The organism is Actinomadura sp. NPDC048021 (assembly GCF_040653135.1).
GTDB lineage: Bacteria > Actinomycetota > Actinomycetes > Streptosporangiales > Streptosporangiaceae > Spirillospora > Spirillospora verrucosospora.
Genome location: NZ_JBEZJQ010000037.1, coordinates 59,034 through 76,143, shown reverse-complemented (window position 1 = coordinate 76,143; position 17,110 = coordinate 59,034). Strand labels below are relative to the sequence as shown.

Sequence of the window (17,110 nt, the reverse complement as noted above, 5' to 3'; positions counted from 1 at the left end):
TTCTGGTCCACCACCGACGAACTCCGCCAGAACTGGAACGAGGACAAACGCTGGCAGCCCACCTGGAACGACGACCAACGCCACCAGGGCTACGCAGGCTGGAAGAAGGCCGTCGAGCGCACGTACGGCTGGGTGGAGGTCGACTGAGAAGGGTGTCGCGCGGGGAAGGGCCGTGGTGCTTCTTCGCGGGAATCAGATGATCTAGATTCGCCGAGACGGCGCCGTCCCGGCCGGGGCGGTCTCCGCCGCCGGCCCGTCCGAGAGGATCCGCATGCCCAGCCGCACCGCCGCAGCCGCCCTCACCGCCGCCGGGACGCTCGCCCTCGCGGGCGCCGGAGCGTTCGCCGCCGCCTCCGCGCAGGCCGCGCCCGCGCGGCCGCGGACCGCGCCCGTCCCGCCGCAGGCGCCGGCCGCCCAGCGGGCGGCGGTCGACTTCACCGGGATCGTCGCGCTGAGCAACTGCTCGGGCTCCCTCGTGCGCGGGCCGCGGTCGCGGGACGCCGACGCCGCGCTGGTGCTGACCAACGGCCACTGCCTGGAGTCGGGCATGCCGGACGCCGGCGAGGTGATCGTGGACCGCAGGTCGTCCCGGACGTTCACGCTCCTCGACCGGACGGGCGGCCGGAGCCTCGGCACCCTCCAGGCCACCCGGGTCGAGTACGCGACGATGACCGACACCGACGTGACCGTGTACCGGCTCGACACGACCTACGCGGCGATCCAGAAGCGCTACGGGATCCCCGCGCTGCGCCTGTCGACGGCCCGGCCGCACGACGGGACGCCGATCCGGGTCGTGTCCGGCTACTGGCGGAAGATCTACGGCTGCAGGACGGACGCGACCGTCTACCGGCTGCGTGAGGCCGACTGGACGTGGAAGGACTCGATCCGCTACAAGCCGGAGTGCCAGACCGTCCACGGGACGTCCGGGTCGCCGGTCATCGACGCCCGGACGCGCCAGGTCGTCGGCGTCAACAACACCGGCAACGACGACGGCGAGCGCTGCACGCTCAACAACCCGTGCGAAGTCGACCGCGCCGGGAACGTCACCGTCCGGAAGGGCGTCCACTACGGGCAGCAGACGTACCTGCTCGCCCGCTGCCTGGGCCAGGGCAACGACGTCGTGCTGGGCGGGGCGTGCGCGCTGCCCAGGCCCTGACGGGCAGCGGGCGGGCGGTCACCCCTCCGCCAGCAGCCCGGTGCGAAGCCGGTCGAGGGTCGCGCGGATCAGCCGGGAGACGTGCATCTGGGACAGGCCGATCTGCTCGGCGATCTGCGTCTGCGTCCTGTTCCCGAAGAACCGCAGGAGCAGGATCGTGCGCTCGCGCTCGGGCAGGTCGTCGATGAGGGGCCTGAGGGCGTGGCCGTCGATGAAGGCCTCCAGCGCCGGGTCCTCGGACCCGAGGTACTCGCCGACGGTGCCGGCCTCGCCGTCCGGCGTCCCGTCGGCCGGCGCCTCCAGCGACAGCGGCCGGTAGGCGTCGCAGGCGATGATGACCTCGACCGTCTCGTCCTCGGTGACGCCCATGATCGCCGCGGTCTCCGCGGTCGTGGGGGAGCGGCCGTGCTCGCGGGTGAACTCCTGGACGGTGCGGTGCAGGACCGGCCGCAGCTCCTGGATGCGGCGCGACACCCGGATGCCCCAGGTCTTGTCGCGGAAGTGCCGCTTCACCTCACCGGTGACCACCGGGTAGGCGTAGGTGACGAACCGGTCCCCGACCGCGGGGTCGAACCGGTTGATGGCCTTGACCAGGCCCAGGTAGGCGACCTGCTGGAGATCGTCCTGCGGCTCGCCCCGGTTGGCGTAGCGGCGCGCCACGCCGCGGACCAGGGGCTTGTGCAGGTCGACGATGCGTTCGCGCAGCCTTTCCCGCCGCGGGTCGGTCGTCTGGAGCCGGTTCATTTCCTTGAGAAGCGTCTCGGTCTGTCCGTCGTCGAACCGGCCGGTGGACTCCGCCCACGGCATACGCGCTCCCTTCCAGCGGGGCCGGTGAGGGTAGGAGGAACGTTCGGTCACGTCCCACTACCCTGGGAAGTCCCGGTCACACGGTGCCGGTAGGCTCGAATCGACCCGGAGACGGGGAAACGGCGGTGGGGCCCGCCGTGCCTGGACGGCGAACCGCGGAACGTTCCGCCAACGGTCCCTACCGGTGAGTGCGTCGTGGCTACTGGTAGGAGTGTGCACCCCGTGAACGGCCGTCCCGTCGATCCCGATGTCGACCTGCATGTTCCGAGGCAGCGGTCCGAGCTGCGCGAGGCGCCGTGGGGAGTCCTGGCGGCGATCGCGGCCGGCGGGGCCCTGGGGGCGCTGGCCCGGCACGGGCTCGGCAACGCGTTCCCCCACCGGGCGGGAGAGTTCCCCTGGGCGATCTTCTGGGTGAACGTTTCGGGCTGCCTCCTGATCGGGGTGCTGATGGTCCTCATCACCGAGACGTGGAGGGCGCACCGGCTCGTGCGCCCGTTCCTCGGGGTGGGAGTGCTCGGCGGCTACACCACGTTCTCGACCTATGTCGTCGACGCCCAGGAGATGGTGGAACGCGGGGCGCCGCTCGTCGGGCTGGCCTACCTCGCCGGCACGCTCGCGGCCGCGCTCGCCGCGGTCTACGCGGGTGTCCGGGTGACGCGGCTGCTGGCCCGGCCGCGCCGCCGGGAGGCGGCCGCGCGGATCCGGTGCACCGGGCGGAGCGAGGCGGGCGGCGAGTGACCATCGTGCTGATCGTGCTGGGCGCCGCGCTCGGCGCTCCGCTGCGCTACCTCACCGACCGCGCCGTCCAGGCCCGCCACGACTCGGTGTTCCCGTGGGGGACGTTCACCGTCAACATCGTGGGGTCGTTCACGCTGGGCCTCCTGGCGGCGCTGCCCGCGCACGACGGCGTGATGGCCTTCGCCGGGACGGGGTTCTGCGGCGCCCTGAGCACGTACTCCACGTTCGGATACGAGACCTTGCGCCTCGCCGAGGAGGGGACGCGCTTCTACGCCGTGGTCAACGCGGGCGCCAGCATCGTCGCTGGGCTCGGCGCGGCCTACTGCGGGATGGCGATCGCGCAGGCCGTCACCGGGTGAGAAACCTGGCGCGGCCCATGCTCGCAGCTCGGGGCACTTGGCTCCGAGCTCGCGAGTGGGCCGCGAGGGGACTCTGCCCAAGAGGGCATCTCGGTAAACCGATGGGTGTCTGGACTGTCACCGTGCGGAAACCGCCTTCTACCGCCACGGGCGACCCCGTTCCGACATGGCACGGACGGTGGCGGGTAGCGCGGATAGCGGGGCCGCGGGACGCCCCTTCGACGCCCGGGGGGAGCACCCGGCGAGGGCCGAGGCGGGGAAGGCGGCTGACGGATGCGCGTGCTGGTGACCGGATGGCCGAGCTTCCTGCACGGTGAGGCGACGGCCGGCGACGTCCTGGCGATGGAGGCCGTGCGGGCGGCGCTGACCCGGGCCGGGATCGAGTGCCGCCTGGCGTGGAGCCCGGTCTTCCGGCCGGGCGGCCTGGACCTCGACCGGGCCGACCCCGCGTGCTACACCCATCTGGTGTTCGCCTGCGGGCCGCTCCACGGCCGGCAGGTGGAGGACCTCCACCGCCGCTACGCGGGGTGCACGCGCGTCGCCGTCGGCGTGTCGGTCGTCGATCCGGCCGACCCGGCGGTCACCGGGTTCGACGCGGTCCTCGCGCGGGACGCTCCGGGCGGCGCGCCGCGCCGCGACCTGGCGGCGCTGCCCGCGACGCCCTCGGTGCCGGTGGCCGGGGTCGTGCTCGCGCCGGGACAGGCCGAGTACGGCGATCGGCGGCGCCACGACCGCGTCGAGCGGGAGCTGGCCGACTGGCTCGCCGCCCGCGAGTGCGCCCGGCTGCCGCTGGACACGCGGCTCGATCCGCGCGACTGGCGCCTGTTCACGACGGCGGCCGAGCTGGAGTCGGCGCTGCGCAGGCTCGACGTGGTGGTCACGACGCGGCTGCACGGCCTCGTCCTGGCGCTGAAGAACGGGATCCCCGCGCTGGCCGTGGACCCGGTCGGCGGCGGCGCGAAGGTGACCGCGCAGGCGCGGGCCTGGGGGTGGCCCGCGGTGGTGACCCCGCCCGCGGCGCCGCCAGGCGAGCGGGTCCTGGACCCGGCGGAACTCGATCGCTGGTGGACGTGGTGCCTGTCGCCCGGGGGCGCGGGACGGGCCCCCGCGCCCCCGGCGGACGCCGTGCTGATCGGCGAGCTGCTGGACGTCCTCGGCGTGCGGTAGCCGGGCCCGGCACGCCGGGAGGCCCGAAGTGCGCCGGGAGGCCCGAGGTGCGCCGCCGCTCAGGCGGGCCGTGCGACCACGAGTTCCCTGGCGAACCATTCGAGCGTGGTGCGCAGACCCTCCTCGATGGAGATCCGCGGGCGCCAGCCGAGCGCCTCCTCGGCCAGCGCGGTGTCGGGGCGCCGGACGCGCGGGTCGTCCTCGGGGCGGTCGATGAACCGGACGCGGGACGACGACCCCGTCAGGTCGATGACCAGCCGCGCGAGGTCGGCCATCGAGATCTCGTAGGGGCTGCCGATGTTCACCGGCCCGGGGTGGTCGGAGAACGCCAGCGCGACGATGCCCCGCACCGTGTCGTCGACGTGGCAGATCGACCGCGTCTGCGAGCCGTCGCCGGTGACCGTGAGGTCCTCGCCGGTCAGCGCCTGCCGCAGGAACGTCGGGATCGCGCGGCCGTCGTCCGGCCGCATCCGGGGGCCGTAGCTGTTGAAGATCCGCACGATCGCGGCGTCGAGGCCGCGCGAGTGCCGGAACGCCGACGTCAGCGCCTCGCCGAACCGCTTCGCCTCGTCGTACACGCTGCGCGGCCCGACCGGGTTGACGTTGCCCCAGTACGACTCGGGCTGCGGGTGCACCAGCGGGTCGCCGTACACCTCGGAGGTGGAGGCGAGGACGAAGCGGGCGCCCTTGGCCTCGGCGAGGTCCAGGGCGTTGCGGGTGCCCTGGCTGCCGACCTCCAGGGTCTGGATGGGGTACCTCAGGTAGTCGGCCGGGGAGGCCGCCGACGCCAGGTGGAAGACGTAGCCGACGTCGCCGGGGACGTTCACCGGCTCGGTGAGGTCGCGCTTGAGGAAGCGGAAGTCCCGCCGCTCCGCGAGGTGGGCGATGTTGCGGGAGGTCCCGGTCAGCAGGTTGTCGAGGCACAGCACCGAGACGCCCTCGGCGAGCAGCGCCTCGCACAGGTGCGAGCCGAGGAAGCCGGAGCCCCCGGTGACGACGGCGCGTGGATGTCTCATCTCGTCCCCCTCATCGGTTCGGGTGGGCCAGTGCCTTCCCGGCGGCCTCGACGGCCTGGTCCGCTGTGATCTCCAGCAGTCCGGGACAGGGCTCGCGTCCGTGCGGGTCGCCGCGGCGCCCCGCCCACAGGACGTGGTGCTCGGCGCGGTCGGGAGGCCCCCACCGGCCGGGCGGCGTCGGGCCGAACAGCAGCACCGACGGTGTGCGGTAGGCGGTCGCGAGGTGCGCGACCCCGGTGTCGCCGCAGACGACCAGCCGTGCGCCCGCGACGAGCGCGGCCAGCTCGGGGAGTGACGTGCGGCCGGACAGGTCGGCGGCCGGGTCGAGCCCGGCGAGCTCCACGACGCGCCGCGCGAGGCGCGCCTCGCCGGGATTGCCGGTGACGACCACGCGCTCCCCGCCGCCGCGCAGCGCCGCCGCGACGGCCGCGAACCGCTCGGGAGGCCAGCGGCGCGCCGGGAACGCAGCCCCGGGATGGACGACGACGGCACCGGGCGCGGGCGACGCGGCGGCCGGGGCCGGCAGGTCCAGGTCCCCGGGGTCGGCGTCGAACCCGTAGGCCGCGACCAGCCGGCACCAGCGGGCCACCTCGTGCTCGCCGGGGTCCCAGGCGGGGCCCCCGGAGTGCCGCGCGCCGGGGCAGGCGAACGCCAGCAGCCGGCCCGGCGCCAGGGCCGCGAGGAGCCGGTGGCTCTCCGGGCCCCGCCCGTGCAGGTTGACGGCGGCGTCCACGGGGCCGGCGGGCGGCAGCGGAGCCTCCAGGCCGTCCGCCGGCAGCACGCCGTCGACCGCGCCGGTCGCGCGGGCGAGGGGTTCGAGCACCGGCGGGGCGGCGAGCGTGATCCGCGCCCCGGGCATGCCGCGCCGCAGCGCCCGCAGCGCCGGGACGGCGGTCAGCAGATCGCCGAGGCCGAGCGCGCGCAGCACCAGCGCGCCGCGCGCCCCGGCCGTCACGGCCACGACGGCTCTCGGGACGGGCACACGACCAGCTCGCGCACCTCGCAGCCGGGCGGCTGGTTCAGCGCGAACGCGATGGTCGCCGCCACGTTCTCGGGCCGGTTCAGCTTGGCGTCGGCCCCGGGCTTGTACTGGTCGGGGCGGTCGTCGAAGAACGCGGTGTCCATCCCGCCCGGCACGACCATGGTGACGGCGACCTTCCCGGCCGTCTCGGCGGCGAGCGCCCGCGTGAAGCCGACGACGCCGAACTTGGACGCGCAGTACGCGGTCGCGTCGCTCAGCGCGCGGAACCCCAGGGTGGACGCGACCGTGACGACCCGCCCGTGCGGCTCGTTCTCCAGGTACGGGAGCGCGGCGCGGACGACGGCGACGGTGCCGAGCAGGTTCACCTGGACGACCCGCTCCCAGTCCTCGGCGGGGACCTCGCACAGCGCCCCGCAGGCGTCGATGCCGGCGGCGGTGACGACGGCGTCGAGCCCGCCGGCGGCGCGCGCCAGGCCGTGCACGGCGCGCTCGGCGCACCGGCGGTCGGCGAGGTCGGCCTGCATGTGCTCGAACTCCTCCTTCGGAGGGTGCCGGTCGAGGACCAGGGGCCGCCCCCCGTCGTCGGCGATCTTCCGCGCGACGGCCGCGCCGAGTCCGGAGGCGCCGCCGGTGATGAGGACCTTCATGACGCGTTTCCCTTCGTGGTCGACAGCAGGCGCGTGGTGGAGCGCCCCTCCAGGAGGGGCAGCAGGACCACCTCGCCGTCGTGGGCCCGGATCGTCTCGGCCTCGGGCAGCGGCGCCCCGGCGTAGTCGGCGCCCTTGACCCACACGTCGGGGCGCAGCCGCTCCAGGAGCGGCGCCGGGGTGTCGTCGTCGAACACCAGCGCGGCGTCCACGTCGCTGAGCGCCTCCAGCACCCGGACGCGGTCCGCGGCGGGCGTCACCGGGCGGCACGGCCCCTTGCGGCGCCGGACCGACGCGTCGGAGTTGACGCAGACGATCAGGCAGTCGCCGAGCCTGCGCGCCTGCTGGAGGAGGCTGACGTGGCCCGCGTGCAGCAGGTCGAAGCAGCCGCCGGTGGCCACCACCGTGCCGCCCGCCCGCCGCGTCCGCTCGACGACGTCCCAGGCGTCCTCGCCGCGCTCGGGGACGAGCCGGGCGGTGCCGGACTCGGCGAGCTGCGCCGCGACGGCCGCGGCGGCGCCCGCGCGGACGAACTCCGACGCCCGGTCGACGCCCTCGGTGACCGCCGCGGGCAGGTCCGCGCCGTCGGCGAGCGCGCCGACGACCCCGGCGGCGAAGCTGTCGCCCGCGCCGCAGGAGTCGCCGCGGGCGGGCCGGGCGGGCGCGAGGAACGGCGCCTCGGACCCGTCGCACAGCAGCGCGCCGTCGGCGCCGAGCGTGATCGCGACGCCGTCCAGGCCCCAGGAGCGGCCGAGGTGGCGGCCGCGCCGCCCGGCGGCCGACAGCCCGAACCCGGTGATGTCGGCGCCGTCGGCCGCGGCGAGCCGGGCGGCCTCCTCCTCGTTCGGGGTGAGCAGCCGCACCCCCGGCACCGGCGGTTCGCCGCGCGGGTGCGGGTCCCACACGACGGGGACGCTCGGGGGCAGCTCGCCGAGCAGGGACCGCACGGCGCGGTGCCGGGAGACGCCGCGGCCGTAGTCGGAGACCAGCACGGCGCCCGCCCCGGCGACCGCCTCGGCGACGCGGGGGCCGACGGGCCCGTCGAGGGCCTGCCCGTCCCCGGCGTCCAGGCGCGCCACGGACTGGCCCCCGGACCGGATGCGCAGCTTGCAGGGCGTCCCGCCGTGCAGGTGGAGCGCCGCCACCTCCACGTGCCGCTCCAGCATCGCCCGCAGCCGCCGGCCGGGTTCGTCGTCGGCGAGCGCGGTGACGAGCACCACCTCGCGGCCGCCCGCCGCGGCGAGCAGGGCCGCGAGGCCCGCGCCGCCGGGGCGCGGCCGCTCCTCGGCCTGCTCGACGACGGGGACGGGCGCGTCCGGGCAGAGCCGGCTGCTGCGGCCCACGACGTCGATGTCGAGCAGGACGTCGCCCACCACGACCAGTGGCGCCGTCATGGCCCCTCCCTCCCGTGCGTGACGTGAAGCCTCCGCTCAGGCATGCCGCACCCCCAGCGCGTCGTCGACCGCGCCGCACAGCAGGTGGATCGCGGCGAGGTGGATCTCCTGGACGGTCGAGGTCGAGGCGGCCCGCACGGTGATCGCGTCGTCGCACGCCTCGGCCAGCGGGTTCGGGCCGGGCCCGGTGACCGCCCAGGCCGTGAGCCCGAGCCCGCGGGCCCGTCGCGCCGCCGCGATCACGTTGGGGCTGCGCCCGCTGGTCGACAGGCACACCAGCACGTCGCCGGGACGGCCGTGGGCCTGCACCTGCCGCTCGAACACGACGGCCGGGCCGTAGTCGTTCCCGATCGCCGTGACCGACGAGGTGTCGCCGTGCAGCGGGATCGCCGACAGCGGCCGGCGCTCGTCCTCGAACCGGCCGACGAGCTCGGCCGTCAGGTGCTGCGCCTCCGCGGCGCTGCCGCCGTTGCCGCAGGCCAGCAGGCGGCCCCCGGCGTGCAGGACGGAGGCCAGGCGCAGGCCCCACGCCTGCACGGTGGGGACCTGCTCGCGGAACAGCAGCGCGGCCTCCGCGAGCGCCTCCAGCCGCAGGTCGTGGACGGTGGCGGTGCGGGTACGGATTCCGGGCTGCGCGGTCATCAGGCCGCCACCTCGCTCAGCACGGCGGCCTCCCGGTAGACCCGGGCGGTGTCGGCGGCGACCCGGGCCCACGAGTAGCGTTCGCGCGCCCGGCCGCCGCCCGCGCGCCCCATCGCGGCGCGCCCGGCCGGATCGTCCAGCACCCGCCGGATCGCCCTGGCGGCCTTCTCCGGGTCGCGCGGCGGGACGACCACGCCGGTGACGCCGTCCACGACGGTGTCCAGATGCCCCCCGACGGCGGTCGCCACCACCGGGACGCCGCAGGCCATGGCCTCCAGCGGCACCATGCCGAAGGGCTCGTACCAGGGCAGGGAGACGACGAGGCTCGCCGAGCGCAGCAGCGGCGGGACCTCCTCGCGGCCGAGCCGGCCGAGGAACTCCACCCGGCCCGCCACGTCCGCGTCCGCCGCCACCCGCCGCAGCCTGCGCACCTCGGGGTCGCCGTCGAGGCCGCCGCGGGGCGGCCCGCCCGCGACCAGCAGCTCGGCGTCCGGCAGGTGCGCCAGCGCGCGGATGGCGGTGTCGACGCCCTTGCGCTCGACCAGCCGCGACAGCACTACGAGCCGGTACTGCCCCCGTCCCCCGCGGGCGGGGCCCGCGGGGGAGAACAGGTCCAGGTCGACCCCGCACGGCACCACGCGGACGCGGTCGCGGGGGACGCCCATCGCGGCCAGCTCGGCGGTCTCGTCCGAGCAGGTGGCGACCACGGCGTCGGCGGCGCGCCCGAGCGCCCGCTCCAGCCGGATGCGGGAGGCGGGGCTGGTGTCGTCGTCGCCCTGGTGGCGCCGCTTGACGGTGCCGAGCGCGTGGTAGGTCTGCACGACCGGGACGCGCCGGGCCCCCGCGGCCTGCCCGGCCTGGACGGCCGCGAGGCCGCTCATCCAGAAGTGGGCGTGCGCGACGTCGGGCGGATCGGCGGCCCAGCGCCGCTCCAGGTACCTCCCGAAGTCGTGCATCCACGGCAGCAGGTCGTCCTTGGGGACGTGCTCGGCCGGGCCCGCCGGGACGTGCTCCACGGTCACGCCCGGCGCGAACGGGACCCGCTCGGGGAGGGCGGCCGAGTCGCGGCGCGTGTACACGGTGACGAGGTGCCCCTGCCCGGCGAGTTCGGCGGCCAGTTCCGCGACGAACACGTTCTGCCCGCCGCCGTCCGCCCCGCCCAGCCCCTTCCCGGCGGAGCCGCGCCCGGCGGCGAGGGGGCTGGCGTGCTCGGAGATCATGGCTATCTTCATCGCGTTACCTCCTGGAGAGTTCGCCGCCAGTCGCGCAGGAACCGCGCGAGCCCGTACCGGTCGACGGCGTGGGCCCGCGCCTCCTTCCCCATCTGGCGGGCACGCGGCGGGTCGGCGGCCAGGGTCCGCGCGGCGTCGGCCAGGGCGGCGACCCGCGTGGACAGCACCCCGGCCTCCGGCGGCACCGCCTCGACCGCCTCGGTGGTGGCGAGCGCCACCACCGGCAGGCCGAGCATCATGGCCTCGATCAGCGCGAGGCCGAGCGAGGTCCACCGGTAGGGGTGGACGTAGACGCGGCGGCGGGCGAGCTCCTCGTGCATCCTCGCCTGCGGCAGGTCCTCGAAGGTCCACAGCGACTCGTGCGGGATGCCGAGCTCGCCGGGCGCGCCGGAGACGTTCATCCCGAACAGGTCCACGGGGACGGCGGCGGCCAGTACGGCCAGCAGGTCGGCGCCGGCGACGCGGCCGCGGCGCAGCGGGTCGTTGATGACGACGCCCGCGCGCGGCAGTTCCGCGGTGTAGCGGTAGCCGGGGTCGACGACGCCGTGCTCGATGACGGTGGTCGGGGCGCGGCCGCAGTTCCAGAACAGCTGGTTGAAGTGGGTGACGTGCACGACCGGGATGTCGGAGCGGTCGTGCAGGAAGTGGCGGCTGTCGGGGACGACCTCCTCCGGCATGCCCACGTCGGACGGGGTCCGGCGCGGCGTGTCGTGCTCGACGTAGACGGCGGGGACGTCGCGTCCCGGGCGGCGTCCGAGCCACTCCTCGGCGAGCCGCAGTTCGTGGGGCCGCTGCAGGACGACGGCGTCGACGTCCTCGTCGCGGAGCCGTTCCGGCGGCACCTCGACCGCGCGGTCGGGCCAGTGGAAGGTGTCGGGGCGGCCCCTGCCGTCGGGGCCCCGGTCGGGGGTGACGGGGACGAGCGTGGTCTGCGGGCCGTGGACGAACGACGTCGCCCACGATCCGTGCACGTGCCACATCAGCACTCTCATCGGGCGGCCGCCTCCTCGTCCGCCGCGGCGATCTCGTCGGACGCCACGATCTCCACGGCGGCGGCGACCTCGTCGGGGCCGACCGACGACAGGCAGGGGTGGCCCTCCACGGGGCAGTCCCGGGCGCGGCTGTCCTTGCAGGGGGCGCCCTGGTCGCCGAGCAGCGCCAGCGGCACCCCGAAGGGCGCCCACCGGGCGGCGGGGACGGTCGGCGCGAACAGCGACACGACCGGAGTCCCGACGGCCGCCGCCAGATGCGCGGGGCCGGTGTTGCCGGCGACGACGGCGCAGGCGCCGCGCAGCACCGCCGCGAGCTCGGGCAGGCCGGTGCGCCCGCCGAGGTCGAGGCCGTCCTCCCCGGCGACCAGCGCCGTCAGGTCCTTCTCGTCCTTGTGGCCGGTCACGACGACGCGGCGGCCGGCCGCGACGAGCAGCCGCACCGCCTCGGCGCAGTGCCCGGGCGGCCAGGCGCGCGCGGGGACCGACGTCCCGGGGTGCACGACCACGTAGCCGGGCCCGCCGGTGAGGTGGTCGATCTCGGGCAGCGGGCCGCGGACCCGCAGCCGGGTGTCGGCGGGGGCGGGGAACCCGGCGTCCTCCACCAGGGCGAGCATGCGCAGCGGTTCGGGCATGTCGGTGTCGGGGCGGTGCCGCAGATCCAGCAGCGATCCCGGGTAGTCCTCGCTGATGCCGCCGATCCAGGGCGTCCCGGCGAGCCGCAGCAGCAGCGCGAGCGGCAGCGGCGACTGGTGGAACGAGGTGAGGATCAGCGCCCGGTCGAACCCCCGGAGCGCCCGGACGATCCGGTCGACGTCGGCCTGCTCGACGGGGACGTGGTCCGGGTCGATCCAGGGGGCGCGCCACTCGATGACCCGGTCGACGCCGGGCAGCATGCCGGCCGCGGCGCGCCCGCGCGGCCCGCACAGCAGCACGAGCTCGTCGGCGCGCTCGGCGACGGCCCGCACGGCGGGCCCGGCGAGCAGGACGTCGCCGATGTTGTCCTGGCGTGCGACGAGCACTCTCATCGGCGCCGCCTTCCGCCGAGGACCAGGTCGACGGCGGCGTCCAGCGTCGGCGCCGTCTCCGGCGCTCGCGCGATCTCCGTGCGCAGGGTCCGGCCGGTCGGGACGAGGATGCCGCGCGCCCCGGCCGCCGCGGCGGCCTCGACGTCGCCGCCGATGTCGCCGATGACCGCGCAGGCGGACGGCGGCACCCCGAGCCGCTCGGCCGCGCGCTCCACGAGCCCCGGGCGCGGCTTGCGGCACCCGCAGCCGTCGCCGCCGTCGTGCGGGCAGAACTCCCACACGTCGATGCGGCCGAGCAGCTCCTCGACGCGGGCGTTGACGCGCCGCACGTCCCCGGCGGTGATGCGGCCCTTGGCGATCCCTGACTGGTTGGACACGACGCCGATGCGCACGCCGTGCCGCCGCAGCCGGTCCAGGGCGCGGCGGGCGCCCGGCATCGGCTCGACCCGCGCCGGGTCCCCGTTGTAGGGGACGTCCCGGATCAGGGTGTCGTCGCGGTCGAACAGCACGGCCCGCGTCCCGCCCCACGCCCGCGCCCGCCGGTGGACGACCAGGCCCCGCACGCGGTGCCAGACCGCCGCGGGCGGGATGGCGACGCTGGTGACCAGCATCCTCGTCACCTCGTCCGGCGTCCGGGGACCCGGCCGTATCCGCTCGTGGGCGAATCTCGCGGTGAGCGCCGCCCAGGTCCCCGCGGCGGTGAGCGCGACGGCCGCGCCGCGGCGGCCGCGCGCCGCCGCGGGAAGGGCGGCGAGGGCGAGCAGGCCCGCCGCGGTGGTGAGCACGTGGCGGCGGAGCAGGCCGCGGCCCTCGCCCGCGCGGCGGCGCCAGGACGGGCCGTGCACGCGCCACATGAGGACGTCGTCGGCGTTGCCGGCCTGCGCCCGCACCGACGCCCAGAATCCGGCCGGACGGACCGGATGCGTCAGCCGCCGCTCCCCGAGGACGAGGCCGTGGCCGGCGTCCATGGCGCGCAGCGCCAGGTCCGCGTCCTCGCGGTAGGCGCGGCGGAAGCGCTCGTCGAAGCCGCCCAGCTCGGCCAGCAGGCCGCGGCGGTAGGCCATGTCGGCGGTGATCCAGTCGGCGTCCGCGAGCCCGGCGGTGTTCCGCTCCCAGTCCGTCGGGGCCCGGCCGTCCTGCGGCGGCGGGACGGAGACGCGGCCCTGGGAGCCGCCGGCCTCCGGCGGCAGGGCGGCGAGGTCGGCCGCCAGCCGGGCGGGCCACTTGGCCTCGGGGACGACGTCGTCGTCGAGGAAGGCGATCCACTCGGTCGTGGCGGCGCGCCAGCCCGCGTTGCGCGCGGCGGCGGGTCCGCGGCCCCCGGAGCGGATCACCCGGATCCGCTGCCCGGCCGGCGGCGGCAGCGGCAGCGGCGCGCCGGGCGCCGGGCGGTCGTCCACGACGATGATCTCGTGCGGCGCGGGGCCCGCGCCGTCGCGCAGGGCGGTCAGCAGCGCGTGCAGCGTGACGCGCAGGCTCGGCCTGCCGATCGTGGGAATGACGACGGTGCAGCTCATCGGGCGTGCACCTCCCTGCGGCGCACCACGAACGGGCCGATGGCGAGCAGGTCGACCGGCGCCGAGCCGAAGCACTCCAGCGCGTCGCGCGGGTCGTCCACCATGGGGCGGCCGGCGGTGTTCAGGCTGGTGTTGACCAGGACCGGCAGCCCGGTGCGGCGGCCGAACTCCTCCAGCAGGCGCGCCACGAGCGGCTCGTCGGCGGCGTCGACCGTCTGGGCGCGGGCGGTGCCGTCCACGTGCACGACGGCGGGGATCCGCTCGCGCCACTCGGGTCTGACCCGGTGCACGAACAGCATGTAGGGGCTCGGCAGCGGGCCCTCGAAGATCTCGGACGCGCGGTCGAGCGCCACCATCGGCGCGATGGGCCGGAACTGCTCGCGGCCCTTGACGTCGTTGAGCCGTTCGATGTTGCCGGCACGCCCGGGGTGGGCGAGCAGGGAGCGGTGCCCGAGCGCGCGCGGCCCGAACTCCGAGCGCCCCTGGAACCACGCCACGATCTCGTCTCGGGCCAGGGCGTCGGCGACGGCGGCGGCCAGATCGTCCGGCCGCTCGTAGGGGATCCTGGCGGTGTCGAGCCGCGCGGCGATCTCCTCGTCGTCCCACCGGCGGCCGAGGCCGGCGCCCGGCATGGCGGCCAGCGGGTCGCCGCCCGCCCGCGCGACGTGCAGCGCCGCGCCGAGCGCCGTCCCGGCGTCGCCCGCCGCGGGCTGGACCCAGATGTCGTCGTAGGGTCCGGTCTCGGCCAGCCGGGAGTTGGCGACGCAGTTGAGGGCCACGCCGCCGGCGAGCAGCAGGCGGCGGGATCCGGTCCGGCCGTGGAGCCAGGCCGCGAGGTCGAGGAGCACCTCCTCCAGGCGGGTCTGGACGCTGGCGGCGAGGTCGGCGTGGTCCCGGGTCCACTCGCCGCCGGGCCGGCGGGCCTTCGCCAGGGAGCCCCAGTCGATGGGGGCGACCGCGAAGCCGCCGTCCCCGGTCGCGCGGACGTGCTCGCGCAGCTCGTCCAGGAATCGCGGCTCGCCGTAGGACGCGAGCGCCATGACCTTGTACTCGTCGCTGGAGCGCAGGAAGCCGAGGTGCTCGGTGAGGTCCTCGTACATGAGGCCGAGCGAGTGGGGGAGGCGCTGGGCGTGCAGCGGCGTCAGCTCGCCGCCCTCGTACGTCCCGGCGAGGTGCGAGTGCGACTCGCCGCGGCCGTCCAGGACCAGCACGTCGCCCTCGCCGGGCCCGGGCGCGGCGAGCGCGGCGGACGCGGCGTGCGCCACGTGGTGCGGCACGTACCGGACGATCCCGGGGTCGAGGCCCGGCAGCGCGGTCGCCAGGAAGTTCGGGGCGCGGCGGGCGTAGAGCGTGCGCAGGCGCTCCCACTGGGCGTCGTGCCCGCCGAGTCCGGGCTCGGCGAGCTCGGGATCGTAGGAGTAGGCGACGGCGTCGAGGTCGCCGGGCTCCAGCCCGGCCTCCTCCAGGCACCACCGGGCGGCCTGCTCCGGCACCTCCCAGGCGGAGAAGGGCACCGGCCGCTTCCCGTGCTTGCGGCGGCTGAAGCGCTCCTCCTCGGCCGCGGCGACGACGGTGCCGTCCGAGACCAGCGCGGCGGCCGGATCATGGAAGATCGCGTTGATTCCGAGCACGCGCATGAGTACCCCGTTTCGGCGCAGCGTTCGGTGGGAGAGGGGCCGGTGGCCGTCGTCGTAGGCACCGTGCTCCGGCCGGATCCGCCGGAACGAAATCCCCTATAGGTAATTCGGGACATTGCCGAGAACTGTGTGGCTAAACGCTGATGTCAGAAGAGTCGCTCGTAATGAAAGTTGCAGGTGATGCGCCATTTACGGACATGGAGGGGAAAGCGGGGGGTAGTGGCCGGTTCATGCGCTTCACCGTCGTCGTCATCACCCGGGACCGGCGGCGGTCCCTGCTCGCCACCCTGGCCGCCGCCCGCGCGCTCACCGAGCGGGCTCCGGTCATCGTGGTGGACAACGCCTCGCGGGACGGGTCCGCCGCCGCCGTCGCGGAGCGGTTCCCGGAGGCGACCCTGATCCGTTCGCCGCGCAACCTCGGCGCCGTCGCCCGCAACCTCGCCGTCGACCACGTCCGCACGCCCTATGTCGCGTTCTGGGACGACGACACCTGGTGGGACCCGGACGCGCCGTCGCGCGCCGCCGGCCTCCTGGACGCGCATCCGCGGCTCGCCGTCGTGACCGGCCGGATCCTGGTGGAGCCCGGCGGCCGCGAGGACCCGATCGTCCCGGAGCTGCGGCACTCGCCCGTCCCCGGGCCGCCGTGGCTGCCGGGCCCGGCGCTCGGCTCGTTCCTGGCGGGGGCCTCCATGGTCCGGGCCGAGGCGTTCCGGGAGGCGGGCGGGTTCTCCCCCCGGCTCTGGCTGGGAGGGGAGGAGGAGCTGCTGAGCGCCGACCTGATGGCGCTCGGCTGGCAGCTGTGCTTCGCCGAGGACGTCGTCGTGCACCACGAACCGTCCCGCGTCCGCGAGGCGCACCTGCGGCGCCGCCACGGGATCCGCAACACCCTGTGGTTCACCTGGCTGCGCCGCCCGCTGCCCGTGGCCGTCCGCAGGACGGCCGTCCTGCTGCGCACCCTGCCGCGCGACCGCGTGACGGCCGCCGCGCTCGCCGAGGCCGCGGCCGGGCTGGCCTGGGTGGCCCGCGAGCGCAGAGTGCTGCCCCCCGACGTCGAGGACCGCCTGCGCCGCCTGGAGGCGGCGCAGCGCGCGTCCAGGGCCCGCCGCTACGTGAGCTAGGGAGACCACCGCATGCCGGACGTGACGATCGTGGTCGTGACCCGCGACCGCGCCCCGGAGCTGCGCCGCAGCCTCGGCCACCACACGGCCCCGGTCATCGTGGCCGACAACGCCTCCGGCGACGGCACCGCCGCCGTCGCGGAGGCGGCGGGGGCGACCGTGCTGAGACTGCCGGCCAACCGGGGCGCGGCCGCCCGCAACGCCGGGGCCCAGCTCGCGGCCACCCGCTACATCGCCTTCGCCGACGACGACTCCTGGTGGGCCCCGGGCGCGCTGGAGCGGGCGGCCGGGATCCTCGACGCCCACCCGCGGACGGCGCTGCTCGCCGCGAAGGTCCTGGTGGGGGAGGAGGAGCGGGTGGACCCCGTCTCCGAGCGGATGGCCCGCGCGGAGCTCGGGCGCCCCGAGGGCCTGCCGGGACCGGCGATCCTCGGCTTCCTGGCCTGCTCGGTCGTCGTGCGCAGGGACGCCTTCCTCGACGCGGGCGGCTTCTCCGGCGTCCTGCACTTCGGCGGCGAGGAGGAACTGCTCGCCCTCGATCTGGCCGCCGCCGGATGGGGACTCGCCTACGTGCCGGACCTGGTCGTCCACCACCACCCGTCCGCGGCGGGCCGCGACCCCGCGGCCCCCCGCCGCACCCACGGCGCCACACGGGGGCGGACCCACAGGCAGAGCGTCGGG

Annotated in this window: 17 protein-coding genes; 6 read left to right on the top strand and 11 right to left on the bottom strand. The window is 76.3% G+C overall.

The window, feature by feature from the left end:
- The first annotated feature begins 271 nt into the window (after positions 1–271).
- Entirely contained in the window at positions 272–1,156 is an 885-nt protein-coding gene (locus AB0C87_RS39290) for a serine protease (protein WP_360581732.1), read from the top strand.
- A gap of 18 nt (positions 1,157–1,174) precedes the next feature.
- Here AB0C87_RS39290 and AB0C87_RS39285 read toward each other — a convergent pair whose 3' ends face one another.
- On the bottom strand, positions 1,175–1,963 hold the full coding sequence (locus AB0C87_RS39285; RefSeq protein WP_345187482.1) for a SigB/SigF/SigG family RNA polymerase sigma factor: 789 nt from the start codon (positions 1,961–1,963) through the stop codon (positions 1,175–1,177).
- 222 nt (positions 1,964–2,185) lie between these two features.
- On the opposite strand from AB0C87_RS39285, the gene AB0C87_RS39280 reads away from it, so the two are divergent.
- The 3 genes from AB0C87_RS39280 (at position 2,186) to AB0C87_RS39270 (ending at position 4,227) form a co-directional block, all read left to right on the top strand.
- The gene (locus AB0C87_RS39280; protein WP_345187484.1) at positions 2,186–2,701 is read left to right on the top strand and encodes a CrcB family protein; all 516 of its coding nucleotides are present in this window, start codon (positions 2,186–2,188) and stop codon (positions 2,699–2,701) included.
- A complete protein-coding gene (crcB, locus tag AB0C87_RS39275; RefSeq protein WP_360581731.1) occupies positions 2,698–3,060 on the top strand; it encodes a fluoride efflux transporter CrcB in 363 nt (120 codons plus the stop codon). Before AB0C87_RS39280 ends, crcB begins: the two co-directional genes overlap by 4 nt.
- 273 nt (positions 3,061–3,333) lie before the next feature.
- Complete coding sequence (locus tag AB0C87_RS39270; RefSeq protein WP_360581730.1) at positions 3,334–4,227, top strand: polysaccharide pyruvyl transferase family protein; 894 nt, start codon at positions 3,334–3,336, stop codon at positions 4,225–4,227.
- A gap of 59 nt (positions 4,228–4,286) precedes the next feature.
- On the opposite strand, the gene AB0C87_RS39265 is transcribed toward AB0C87_RS39270, so the two are convergent.
- The 10 genes from AB0C87_RS39265 to AB0C87_RS39220 are packed head-to-tail and all read right to left on the bottom strand — an operon-like array spanning position 4,287 to position 15,311.
- A complete protein-coding gene (locus AB0C87_RS39265; protein ID WP_360581729.1) occupies positions 4,287–5,243 on the bottom strand; it encodes an NAD-dependent epimerase/dehydratase family protein in 957 nt (318 codons plus the stop codon).
- A gap of 10 nt (positions 5,244–5,253) precedes the next feature.
- On the bottom strand, positions 5,254–6,225 hold the full coding sequence (locus tag AB0C87_RS39260) for a glycosyltransferase family 9 protein (RefSeq protein WP_360581728.1): 972 nt from the start codon (positions 6,223–6,225) through the stop codon (positions 5,254–5,256).
- Positions 6,195–6,872 (bottom strand): SDR family oxidoreductase, encoded by a 678-nt coding sequence (locus AB0C87_RS39255; RefSeq protein WP_360581727.1) that lies wholly within the window; start codon positions 6,870–6,872, stop codon positions 6,195–6,197. The genes AB0C87_RS39260 and AB0C87_RS39255 overlap by 31 nt, the downstream gene beginning before the upstream one ends.
- A complete protein-coding gene (locus AB0C87_RS39250; RefSeq protein ID WP_360581726.1) occupies positions 6,869–8,266 on the bottom strand; it encodes a PfkB family carbohydrate kinase in 1,398 nt (465 codons plus the stop codon). Before AB0C87_RS39250 ends, AB0C87_RS39255 begins: the two co-directional genes overlap by 4 nt.
- A gap of 36 nt (positions 8,267–8,302) precedes the next feature.
- Positions 8,303–8,908 carry an SIS domain-containing protein gene (locus AB0C87_RS39245; protein WP_360581725.1) on the bottom strand — a complete coding sequence of 202 codons (606 nt, stop codon included), beginning with the start codon at positions 8,906–8,908 and terminating at the stop codon, positions 8,303–8,305.
- Positions 8,908–10,140, bottom strand: a complete 1,233-nt coding sequence (locus AB0C87_RS39240) for a glycosyltransferase (protein ID WP_353835830.1) — start codon at positions 10,138–10,140, stop codon at positions 8,908–8,910. The genes AB0C87_RS39245 and AB0C87_RS39240 overlap by 1 nt, the downstream gene beginning before the upstream one ends.
- Positions 10,137–11,132, bottom strand: coding sequence for a glycosyltransferase (locus AB0C87_RS39235; protein WP_353835831.1), 996 nt, complete (start codon positions 11,130–11,132; stop codon positions 10,137–10,139). Before AB0C87_RS39235 ends, AB0C87_RS39240 begins: the two co-directional genes overlap by 4 nt.
- The gene (locus tag AB0C87_RS39230; protein ID WP_353835832.1) at positions 11,129–12,157 is read right to left on the bottom strand and encodes a glycosyltransferase family 9 protein; all 1,029 of its coding nucleotides are present in this window, start codon (positions 12,155–12,157) and stop codon (positions 11,129–11,131) included. The genes AB0C87_RS39235 and AB0C87_RS39230 overlap by 4 nt, the downstream gene beginning before the upstream one ends.
- A complete protein-coding gene (locus tag AB0C87_RS39225) occupies positions 12,154–13,674 on the bottom strand; it encodes an HAD-IIIA family hydrolase (protein WP_360581724.1) in 1,521 nt (506 codons plus the stop codon). The genes AB0C87_RS39230 and AB0C87_RS39225 overlap by 4 nt, the downstream gene beginning before the upstream one ends.
- Positions 13,671–15,311 carry a carbamoyltransferase C-terminal domain-containing protein gene (locus tag AB0C87_RS39220; RefSeq protein WP_360581723.1) on the bottom strand — a complete coding sequence of 547 codons (1,641 nt, stop codon included), beginning with the start codon at positions 15,309–15,311 and terminating at the stop codon, positions 13,671–13,673. Before AB0C87_RS39220 ends, AB0C87_RS39225 begins: the two co-directional genes overlap by 4 nt.
- A gap of 230 nt (positions 15,312–15,541) precedes the next feature.
- Here AB0C87_RS39220 and AB0C87_RS39215 point away from each other — a divergent pair, with 230 nt between their 5' ends.
- A complete protein-coding gene (locus tag AB0C87_RS39215) occupies positions 15,542–16,429 on the top strand; it encodes a glycosyltransferase (RefSeq protein ID WP_345187519.1) in 888 nt (295 codons plus the stop codon).
- 12 nt (positions 16,430–16,441) lie between these two features.
- Positions 16,442–17,110, top strand: a 669-nt coding sequence (locus AB0C87_RS39210; protein WP_360581722.1) for a glycosyltransferase family 2 protein, incomplete at its 3' end; no start/stop codon positions are given.

Coding starts and splice junctions, on each gene's coding strand:
- AB0C87_RS39215 (WP_345187519.1), top strand. CDS start 15,542: ATGCGCTTCACCGTCGTCGTCATCACCCGGGACCGGCGGCGGTCCCTG.
- AB0C87_RS39255 (WP_360581727.1), bottom strand. CDS start 6,872: ATGAAGGTCCTCATCACCGGCGGCGCCTCCGGACTCGGCGCGGCCGTC.
- AB0C87_RS39245 (WP_360581725.1), bottom strand. CDS start 8,908: ATGACCGCGCAGCCCGGAATCCGTACCCGCACCGCCACCGTCCACGAC.
- AB0C87_RS39250 (WP_360581726.1), bottom strand. CDS start 8,266: ATGACGGCGCCACTGGTCGTGGTGGGCGACGTCCTGCTCGACATCGAC.
- AB0C87_RS39220 (WP_360581723.1), bottom strand. CDS start 15,311: ATGCGCGTGCTCGGAATCAACGCGATCTTCCATGATCCGGCCGCCGCG.
- AB0C87_RS39290 (WP_360581732.1), top strand. CDS start 272: ATGCCCAGCCGCACCGCCGCAGCCGCCCTCACCGCCGCCGGGACGCTC.
- AB0C87_RS39230 (WP_353835832.1), bottom strand. CDS start 12,157: ATGAGAGTGCTCGTCGCACGCCAGGACAACATCGGCGACGTCCTGCTC.
- AB0C87_RS39285 (WP_345187482.1), bottom strand. CDS start 1,963: ATGCCGTGGGCGGAGTCCACCGGCCGGTTCGACGACGGACAGACCGAG.
- AB0C87_RS39265 (WP_360581729.1), bottom strand. CDS start 5,243: ATGAGACATCCACGCGCCGTCGTCACCGGGGGCTCCGGCTTCCTCGGC.
- AB0C87_RS39225 (WP_360581724.1), bottom strand. CDS start 13,674: ATGAGCTGCACCGTCGTCATTCCCACGATCGGCAGGCCGAGCCTGCGC.
- AB0C87_RS39270 (WP_360581730.1), top strand. CDS start 3,334: ATGCGCGTGCTGGTGACCGGATGGCCGAGCTTCCTGCACGGTGAGGCG.
- AB0C87_RS39235 (WP_353835831.1), bottom strand. CDS start 11,132: ATGAGAGTGCTGATGTGGCACGTGCACGGATCGTGGGCGACGTCGTTC.
- AB0C87_RS39240 (WP_353835830.1), bottom strand. CDS start 10,140: ATGAAGATAGCCATGATCTCCGAGCACGCCAGCCCCCTCGCCGCCGGG.